We start from the raw sequence: 9,976 nt of genomic DNA on the forward strand, positions 1-9,976 counted from the left end.
TCCAAAATCTTGGAAAAATGACAATTATTGGAACAATAAAGAGGTTAAAGCGATCTCCAACGGCACCTTCACATTAAGCGCTGATCATTCAACTTTAGAAGGCAGAGCAAATATTTCTAAAGACAGAAATGTACGTTTTGATCTAAAAAACAAGACACAATGGATCGTAAAAACCAGCGCAACAGAACTCAATGCTGATGGCAATCTGCTTGATATCGCTCAAAGATCTCGTTCTGATATTTCCACGCTTAATCTCAACAATAGTTCTATTATCTTTAATGGACCAACAGAAGATCATTATCACACATTGCATATAGGATCTGGTAAACCAGATACGCAAGAAGTCTACAACGCAACGGGTGATGCAAAGATTTACTTCAACATTGCTTGGAGTGATGGCGTAAAAAGTGCCGATCAAAAAACCGATAGACTTCTGATCCACGGTGATGTCTCAGGCTCCACAACAGTTTATATCAAAAGCGATTCAGGAGATGAAAGTAGTGTAGTAAATGCTGCTGATCCTTCCAATATAGGTGGCCTCTCGCTCATTCAAGTATCTGGAAAAGCACAAGAAGACTCTTTCAAACTCGAGAATGGCTATACCACAAGAAATCGTTTGCCTTATAAATATACGCTAACGGCCTATGGACCAGAGTCAAGCCACGGTACAGCCGATGTTGCACAAAGCCTCTTTGATGAAAAGAATGAAAATTTCTGGGATTTCCGCTTACATAAAGAAATTCTTGAAACGGATTCTGGTTCTGGTCCAAGTGTGATCGTCCCTGTAGCACAAACAGCAAGCTATTTGGTCATGCCAAATGCTCTCTTCTATAGTGGATTAACCGATATGGCTAAACAAAACGCACTCTTAGCCAATATCAGAACATCTGTCTTAGGAAAAGAAGAAGAAAAACAAACCGGTTTCTTCCTATATACTTACGGAAACACAGGAACCTTATCTTCTGAACGCGGACCTCTCAAATATGGTTATGGTGCTGATATCCGCTATGCTGCTCTCCAAGCCGGTGTTACATTCGCAGCATTAGAAGGACAAAATACCACAACACATTTCGGTCTTGTAGGCACCTATGGGCGGCTGTCTTTCACTCCAAAGGATATGGATGATGTAAGTAAGAGCACATTGGATAAATGGTCACTAACAGCTTATGGCAGCGTGCAGCATGACAATGGTTTCTATATGGATACACTGTTATCCTATGGAATTCTAAAAGGAGATATCGGCAATGCTATCATTGGCAAAACCGCAAAATTGCAAAATGCCAAAATGTTGAGTATCTCCACCACTGTTGGCAAAGAGTTTGCAACCGGAATGGAAAGTTTAACATTTGAGCCGCAAGCACAAATTGCCTATCAACATTTGATGTTTAATACCATTGAAGATGCTGATAATTTTACCGTTGATATGAACAATCCTTCTCAATGGTTGATCCGCGTTGGTGGACGTTTGACAAAAACTATTTCCACTGAAAACAATCGTCCAATGTCTTTCTATGGAAAAGTAAACTTGATCAAAACTTTTGGTGATAATGGTACCATCCAGATTGGCAGAGATTTTGACCTTGATCCTATGGGACCTGCAGTTGAAGGCGGCGTTGGCATCAATGCGCAACTGTCTCACAATTTCTCCCTTCATGGTGATGTCAGCTATCAACAAAAACTTCAAAAAACTGGTATAAGTGGTGCAAGCTTTTCAGGAGGAATACGCTATCAGTTTTAAATCAAGGCTGTAAAAATAGCCTATTCATTCTATTCAATTTAACAAAAAGGGCAGCACAATATGCTGCCTTTTTATCTCTCCCCTATTCTTTTCTACCAGTACACACCGCCAACATTTTTCTTTAAGAAAATTAGTTAAAAAACTCAAGACAATAAAATATCGCGCTTTTAACTAGTAAAAATATCCCTTAAAAAAACTAAAAGTCGATTGAAAAATCAATGAGCGCTATTTTATCGTAACCGTGTTAAAGAAAAACATGAAAGCTATGGTATCATCTTTGGTTTCATGATGTTGGAAGAGATCTCTATCAGGCTCAAGCATACAGTTTTTTGAAATTTTCTTGCCTACTCCTTTTCTTTAAGCATAAGCAACAAGTTTTATGCAAACATAACACATATCTTAAATAGAAAAACTTATAATACTTATATAATATTAACATAATGTATTCATTTAATACTAAATGAATTTAAGTATAATACGTTATATATTAAATGTATAAGTTAATTTATACTTTACACAAAAATAAAAATATCCTATTCACGTTCCATCTCTAAAATATCCATCCATTTGATATCCTTCTTATAAGCGGGGGAAGAGTGTGTGGCTCTTATAAGTTAGGAAAATCTTGGTGTGTAAAAAATCCCTTTTATGCTGCACAGCTGTCATAGCTGTCATGCTATTCAACACCCATATCAATGTATATGCTGAAACTCTTGAAGTTTCCGGCGAGAAAAAAGAAGTATCTAACACAACGTATGAGATTATTCATGCAAAAGACAACGGGGAAATTACCGGCACACATTTAACTGTGGTTGGGAATAAAGACACGGATATTTATGCTGTAACAGCTGACGGTTTTGGCAGTGCGATTACATTACTGCAAGACACAGCCATTAAAGGAACTGATTTTGACATTCGTCTCGGTCTTAATGCAAAAGATGGTGCTACAATCAAAATGACTGGAGGCATTATTACGGTTTCTGAAATTGGCGCTTTCTTCGAAAACAGTATGAATGATAAAAACAAGCTGGAAGGTGTAACAATATCAAGCGGTAAAGATGACCACTTCATGGACAAGGGAATAAATGCCGACAACAAAAGCAAAGTTACTTTAGAAAACGTAACGGTTACGCAAGCAAACACCAGTATATTTGCAAATGATCATTCTGAAATAACGATTTTAGGAGGAGCATTTGATGGAGAACTCAAAGGAATATCTGCTACGGAAGGCAGCGCTATTACTTTAACCTATAGTGAATTAGCCGATAATAAAAAAGGCAGTGTTCAAGTTACATCATCTCATGGTGACGGACTCTATGCAAATGGTGCACAATCCACAATCACAATGATAGGAGGATCAGTCACTGTAGAAAATACAGCATTACTTGCAGAAAATGGCGGACATATTGACGTCACAGATGTTACTTTAAAAAAAGATGGCACCGGAATCGGTGCAATAGCTAATGATGTTGACAGCACAATTGAACTGCACGGAAATACGGTAATTAATGACGCTGTAATTGGGCTTTATGCAACAAACGGTAGCACAATCACAATGACTGGAGGAACCATTACGGCTTTTGAAACTGGTGCGTTCTTCAATGAGAGTAAAAGCGATAAAAACAAGTTAGAAAATGTAACCATTACTTATGCAAATACCAGCATAAGTGATCAAGACAAGCTAGAAAATGTAAAAACATCGGACAATGAATTAGACCCTGGATGGGAAAGTGAATTAGAAAATGAAAAAGAAGAGTTTTTATACACAGGAATAACGGCCTTTGCCGGAAGTCATCTCACTTTAGAAAATGTAACCATTACGCAAGCAGACACCAGCATATCGGCAGAAGATGGTTCACAAGTAACGATATTAGGAGGAGCATTTGATGGAGAACACACAGGGCTATACGTAATGAACGGCAGCTTCATTATTTTAGCCAATAGTAAAGAAGGCAGCGTTCAAGTTACATCATCTGATGGTGATGGACTCTATGCAGACGGTTTATTCTCTACAATCATAATGATGGGAGGGACAGTGACTGCGGGAAACAGAGCATTATTTGCACAAAAAGGTGGATATATTAAGGTCACAGATGTTGCTCTAACAACGATGGACGGAAACGGATACGGGGCAGCTTCCACCGATCCTTACAGCTTTATTGAATTGGATGGGGAGACAACGATTAATAATGCTATAAATGGACTTGATGCGGAAAACAGTGGCGTCATCATAATGACGGGAGGAGCTGTAACTGCGAAAAGCGCAGCATTGTTTACCATGAACGGTGGATATATTAAGGTCACAGATGTTGCTCTAACAACGATGGAAGAAAACGGATACGGTGCTGCTTCCACCGATCCTGAAAGCTTGATTGAATTGGATGGGAAGACAACGATTAATAATGCTCTCATCGGACTTTATACAGAAAATAGTGGTACTATCGCAATGGCGGGTGGAACTGTAACTGGGAAAAGCGCGGCAGTACTTACAAAAAGCGGTGGACATATTAAGGTCACAGATGTTGCTCTAACAACAATGGATGGCAACGGATACGGTGCCGCGACAAGCGATCCTAACAGCTTGATTGAATTGCATGGAAAGACAACAATTAATAATGCTTTCATCGGACTTTATACAGAAAATAGTGGTACTATCACAATGGCGGGTGGAACTGTAACCGCAACAAACATGGCATTGCTTGCAAAAAGCGGGGGACATATTAAGCTCACAGATGTTGCTCTAACAACGATGTATGGCAACGGATACGGAGCAGCTACCTCCGATCCTGAAAGCTTGATTGAATTGCATGGAAAGACAACGATTAATAATGCTTTCATCGGACTTTATACAGAAAATAGTGGTACTATCACAATGGCAGGTGGAACTGTAACCGCAACAAACATGACATTGCTTGCAAAAAGCGGGGGACATATTAAGCTCACAGATGTTGCTCTAACAACGATGTATGGCAACGGATACGGAGCAGCTACCTCCGATCCTGAAAGCTTGATTGAATTGTATGGAAAGACAACAATTGATAATATTTTCATCGGGCTCAATGCAGAAAACAGTGGTGCAATCACAATGACGGGAGGAGCTGTAACCGCAACAAACGTGGCAGTGCTTGCAAAAAGCGGTGGGCATATTAAAGTCACAGATGTTGCTCTAACAACGATGTATGGTAACGGATACGGAGCAGCTACCTCCGATCCTGAAAGCTTGATTGAATTGGATGGAAAGACAACGATTAATAATGCTTTCATCGGGCTCAATGCAGAAAACAGTGGTGCAATCACAATGACGGGAGGAACTGTAACCGCAACAAACATGGCATTGCTTGCAAAAAGCGGTGGGCATATTAAAGTCACAGATGTTGCTTTAACAACAACAAATGGTAACTATGGTGCTGCTGCAACCGATCCTGATAGCTTGATTGAATTATATGGAAAGACAACAATTAATAATGCTTTCATCGGGCTTAATGCAGAAAATAGTGGTGCAATCACAATGACGGGAGGAACTGTAACCGCTGCAAACATGGCAGTGTTTGCAAAAAACGGTGGGCATATTAAGGTCACAGATGTTGCTCTAACAACAACAAATGGTAACTATGGTGCAGCTACCACCGATCCTAATAGCTTAATTGAATTGTATGGGAAGACAACTATTGATAATGCTGTAACCGGACTTGATGCAGAAAATAGTGGCACAATCATAATGACTGGTGGAACAGTAACTGCGAAAACCATGGCATTGTTTGCAATGAACGGTGGACATATTAAGGTCACAGACGTTGCTCTAACAACAATGGATGGCAACGGATACGGTGCAGCTGCCAGCAATCCTTACAGCTTAATTGAATTGCATGGAAATACAGCGATTAGCAATACTTTCATCGGACTTTATGCAGAAAACGGTGGCACGATTAAAATGAATGGAGGGACCGTAGCAGCAAAAGGATCAGCATTTGTTGTAAAAAATAGCGGATATATTGATGTAACAAATGTTTCTGCAACAGCAGAAAACAGTGGCATAATATTTGATAAATCCGAGGACGATAATGCCTCAGAAGTCGACTTGACAAATACAAAGATTCGCACTGAAAATAGTATTGGAATTAACGCAGACCAATCAATCGGTATAGTCAATCTCAAAAATTCAGAAATCAGTGCCGATATTTTATTAGCAGCAAAAGCTTCAACTAAAGAAAATAATTTTGCTTTTACACTAAATGCTAATCACTCGGTATTAAAGGGAAAAGCAAAAATTGCAGAAAACAGAACCGTACGCTTTGATTTGACAAACAAGACAACATGGATATTGAAAACCAGTACAAAAGAAACCGATGATGATGGAAAACTGCTTGCTATTGCTCAAAGGTCACGTTCTGATATTTCTGTGCTCAATCTTAATGATAGTTCTATTGTTTTTAATGGACCGGTAGAAGATCATTATCATACATTGCATGTAGGATCTGGAATACCAACCATTCTAGCAGTCTATAATGCCTTTGGTGAGGCAGAAATTCATTTCAACGCTATATGGAGTGATGGTGTTGCAATAGATGCACAAAAAACCGATAGGCTTCTCATTCACGGTGATGTAGCAGGCACCACAACAGTTTATGTCAAAAGTGTTTCAGGGGATAAAGAGAGTGTAGAAAATGCTTCTCCTCCTTCAAATATAGGTGGACTTTCACTTATTCAAGTTTCTGGAGAAGCAAAAGAAGACTCCTTTAAATTGAAAAATGGCTATACCACCATAGGAGGAACTCCTTATAAATATACGCTAACTTCCTATGGACCAGTATCAAGTTATGGCAAGGCCAATGCTAACCAAAACTTATTCGATGAAAAGGATAAAGATTTCTGGGACTTCCGCTTGCAGCCTGAATTTCTTGACCCCGATTCAAAAGTAAGAGCAGTTGTACCACAAATGGCAAGCTATTTGGTTATGCCAAATGCCCTCTTTTATACTGGATTGGCCGATATGGCCAAGCAAAATGCACTTTTAGCCAATATGAGAACAACAGTCTTGGGAGAGCAGAAAAATCTAAAAAACAGTTTCTTCCTCTCTACCTATGGGGGTACAGGAACCTTATCCTCGAAACGCGGTCCCCTTAAATATGGTTATGGTGCTGATATTCGCTATGCTGCTCTCCAAGCCGGTGTCACATTAGCGGCATTAGAAGGACAAAATACCACGACACATTTCGGTCTTATAGGTACCTATGGGCAGCTGTCTTTCACTCCAAAAGAGATGCAGGATGCAAGTAAAAGCACCCTAGATAAATGGTCTCTCACTGCCTATGGTAGTGTACAACATGACAGTGGTTTCTATATCGATACGCTTTTATCCTATGGGATAATAAAGGGCGATATCACCAATGCTATCATTGGTAAAACCGCGAAATTGAACAATGTAAAGATGTTGAGTATTTCCACCACCGTTGGCAAACAATTTTCTACCGGAATGGAAGGTTTAACCTTCGAGCCCCAAATACAACTTGCTTATCAACATTTGATGTTTGATACCATTGAAGATGCTGATAATTTAAAAATTGATATGAACAATCCTTCTCAATGGTTGATCCGTGTTGGTGGACGTTTAACCAAAACCATTATGACCACTGAAAATGGTCCTGCCATTTCCTTCTATGGAAAAGCAAACTTGATCAAAACCTTTGGTGATGATGGTACCATCCAGATTGGCAGAGATTTTGACCTTGATCCCATGGGAACAGCAATTGAGGGCGGCGTTGGCATCAATGCACAACTGTCTCACAATTTCTCTCTTTACGCTGATGTAAGCTATCGACAAAAGCTTCAGAAAACTGGTATAAGTGGTGCAAGCTTTTCAGGTGGCATACGCTATCAGTTTTAAATCAAGGCTGTAAAAATAGCCTATTCATTCTATTCAATTTAACAAAAAGGGCAGCACAATATACTGCCTTTTTTGTACATTAAAGTCATCCTTTTTCCTTTTAAAGCACCCTTCCCTCTTTATACTTAGTTCTTTACGAAAATCCCCAAGACAAGACGCAACAGAGCACTTCTATCCCCAGTGGATGAAGAGTACTTCCTACTTTGAAAAAAAGAGAAGTCTATTAGAAATAAATTAATACCACTGTGTTGAAAGATGACAACCCACTTTAAGCCCAAGTAAGTTAGCTTTTTTACTAGCTTCTTCTACATCCTTTTTTGTTCCCTCATAATCCCAATTTGCGTCATATAATAATCCCTACCATCACGTAAAAGATGTCATGGTACCACTATATCAGTATCTCAGAATATTTCTCTGAATAATAATATTCAAAATTATAATTCTTTAAATAAAATCAATTATAAATACATTTTGTATTAGACATAATTAATATCAATTATTTTTTAATTTTGACAAAAAACCAAAAATGTCTTACCAAATAAAGACAATTACTGAAATTAATAACAATTATCCATTTTCACTTCTTCTTATGAAGTTCGCGGGGAAATGAATATTTTGGGGCTCTCATAAGGAGAATACTAGTGTATAAAACATCCCTTTTATCATGCACGGCTGCGGCTGCTATCATCCTATTCAACATCCAGTTCAATGCACATGCTGAAACCCTCGTAGTTTCTGATGGAAAACAACAAGAAGTATCCGATAAAACCTATGAAACTATTCACGCAAAAGACGGCGGAAAAATCATTGGCAAGGATTTAAAAATAATCGTTCCTGAATCTAAAAAAACTGGTGTAATCTCTGAAGGTGATGGTAGCAAAATTACGTTAAAAGGGGAAACAACCATTGAAAAAGCCATAAATGGGCTTTGGGCAAAAAATAAGGGCAAAATCGTTAGCGAAAATTTAACAATAGAAGGAAGTAATACAGGTATTGGTGTAACAACTCAAGGTCTTGGTAGTGAGATTGAATTAATGGGTGAAACCACCATTGAAAACTTTACAAACGGGATTCAAGCAAACAGTGGAGGAAAAGTCACTGGGAAAGATTTAACGATCATCCTTCCTGAAGCTGGAGAAAAAAACATTGGTGTATTTGTCGATACGTCTGATAGCGTGGTTGAATTAATAGGACAAACAACCATTAAAAATGTTGTTGGCAACGGTCTTTTTGTAAATATGGGCAAAATCATTAGTAAAGATTTAACAATAACAGGTTCTCAGAACGAAAAAAATAGCAATAGTTCTGGTGTAACGTCCTACAGACTTGATAGTACGATTGAATTAAAAGGCTCAACAACCATTGAAAAAGTAACAAACGGTCTTACGGCAACACTTGGGGGCAAAATTGTTAGCAACAATCTAACAATAACCGGCTCTGAAACTGAAAACAGTACTGGTGCAATAGCCTACAACAACAGTATGATTACATTAAACGGTACAACAACCATTGAAAAAGTTGCAAACGGTCTTGATGTACGAGATGGAGCGACTATCAAGATGATTGATGGTTCCATTGCTGCATCTCATATAGGTGCTATTTTCGAACAGAGTATTAACGAAAGCACGTTAGAAGATGTTACAATATCAAGCGGCAAAGATGACATCCTTATGGATAAGGGAATAAGAGCTTACTACAGCACAGTAACTTTGAATAATGTAACCGTAACTCAAGCACTAACAGGCATATCTGCAAATGATTTCTCCATAGTAAAAGTCTCCAAAGGAACATTCAATGGAAAAACTGATGGTGTATATGCTCAAAACTATAGCAGAATTACTTTAAACGGCACTGAAGTCATTTCATCTTATGGTTATGGTCTTCATGCTGATGGACAAAAATCCAATGCACAAAACGCCACTATCATAATGACGGGAGGAAAGGTAAATGGGAAAGACGCTGCATTATTTGCAGAAAAAGGCGGAAAGATTGATGCCACGAATGTTGCTCTAACAACAGAGGGAACAGGAAGCGGTGCATTTGTAATTGGCGATAACAGCACAATTCAATTGCATGGCGATACAATAATTAACAATACTTTGGGCGGACTCGATGCCGTTAATGGAGGTAAAATCATTAGCGAAAACTTATCGATAATCGGTGGTGAAGCATTTGAAGGCTCCGACAACGAACGCACTGGTATATGGACATCGGACTCTGGTAGTGAAGTTAGGTTAATGGGCAAAACAACCATTCAAAATGTCGATGAAGGTTTTTATGCAGACGGTGGAAGTCAAATCATTAGCGGAGATTTAATTATAACCGGTGGTGAAAGTAAAACAATGACCGTTGGT

Annotated in this window: 2 protein-coding genes and 1 pseudogene; all 3 read left to right on the forward strand. The window is 38.7% G+C overall.

Annotated elements, in window-relative coordinates:
- Window positions 1-1,738 (forward strand): autotransporter outer membrane beta-barrel domain-containing protein (locus tag ACFIK7_RS02585; protein ID WP_375662882.1); only part of this gene is annotated, 1,738 nt, incomplete at its 5' end.
- A gap of 628 nt (window positions 1,739-2,366) precedes the next feature.
- Complete coding sequence (locus ACFIK7_RS09825; RefSeq protein WP_404977339.1) at window positions 2,367-7,622, forward strand: autotransporter outer membrane beta-barrel domain-containing protein; 5,256 nt, start codon at window positions 2,367-2,369, stop codon at window positions 7,620-7,622.
- Between the two features lie 641 nt (window positions 7,623-8,263).
- Window positions 8,264-9,976: pseudogene (locus ACFIK7_RS02595) on the forward strand (autotransporter outer membrane beta-barrel domain-containing protein); the annotation flags it as partial.

The organism is Bartonella sp. CL266QHHD (assembly GCF_042195355.1).
Classification (GTDB): Bacteria; Pseudomonadota; Alphaproteobacteria; order Rhizobiales; family Rhizobiaceae; genus Bartonella.